This is a genomic window from Vibrio sp. 1-2 (7-a), from assembly GCF_013048515.1.
Classification (GTDB): Bacteria; Pseudomonadota; Gammaproteobacteria; order Enterobacterales; family Vibrionaceae; genus Vibrio; species Vibrio diabolicus.
On the sequence record NZ_VHSQ01000028.1, the window covers coordinates 1 to 1,066 of the forward strand.

Sequence of the window (1,066 nt, forward strand, 5' to 3'; positions counted from 1 at the left end):
TAAGGAGGTGATCCAGCGCCAGGTTCCCCTAGCGCTACCTTGTTACGACTTCACCCCAGTCATGAACCACAAAGTGGTAAGCGTCCCCCCGAAGGTTAAACTACCTACTTCTTTTGCAGCCCACTCCCATGGTGTGACGGGCGGTGTGTACAAGGCCCGGGAACGTATTCACCGTGGCATTCTGATCCACGATTACTAGCGATTCCGACTTCATGGAGTCGAGTTGCAGACTCCAATCCGGACTACGACGCACTTTTTGGGATTCGCTCACTCTCGCAAGTTGGCCGCCCTCTGTATGCGCCATTGTAGCACGTGTGTAGCCCTACTCGTAAGGGCCATGATGACTTGACGTCGTCCCCACCTTCCTCCGGTTTATCACCGGCAGTCTCCCTGGAGTTCCCGACATTACTCGCTGGCAAACAAGGATAAGGGTTGCGCTCGTTGCGGGACTTAACCCAACATTTCACAACACGAGCTGACGACAGCCATGCAGCACCTGTCTCAGAGTTCCCGAAGGCACCAATCCATCTCTGGAAAGTTCTCTGGATGTCAAGAGTAGGTAAGGTTCTTCGCGTTGCATCGAATTAAACCACATGCTCCACCGCTTGTGCGGGCCCCCGTCAATTCATTTGAGTTTTAATCTTGCGACCGTACTCCCCAGGCGGTCTACTTAACGCGTTAGCTCCGAAAGCCACGGCTCAAGGCCACAACCTCCAAGTAGACATCGTTTACGGCGTGGACTACCAGGGTATCTAATCCTGTTTGCTCCCCACGCTTTCGCATCTGAGTGTCAGTATCTGTCCAGGGGGCCGCCTTCGCCACCGGTATTCCTTCAGATCTCTACGCATTTCACCGCTACACCTGAAATTCTACCCCCCTCTACAGTACTCTAGTCTGCCAGTTTCAAATGCTATTCCGAGGTTGAGCCCCGGGCTTTCACATCTGACTTAACAAACCACCTGCATGCGCTTTACGCCCAGTAATTCCGATTAACGCTCGCACCCTCCGTATTACCGCGGCTGCTGGCACGGAGTTAGCCGGTGCTTCTTCTGTCGCTAACGTCAAA

General features: G+C 53.7%; 1 rRNA gene. It reads right to left on the reverse strand.

Annotated features, from left to right (window positions below):
* A 16S ribosomal RNA gene (locus tag FKN08_RS23585) occupies positions 1-1,066 on the reverse strand; the annotation flags it as partial.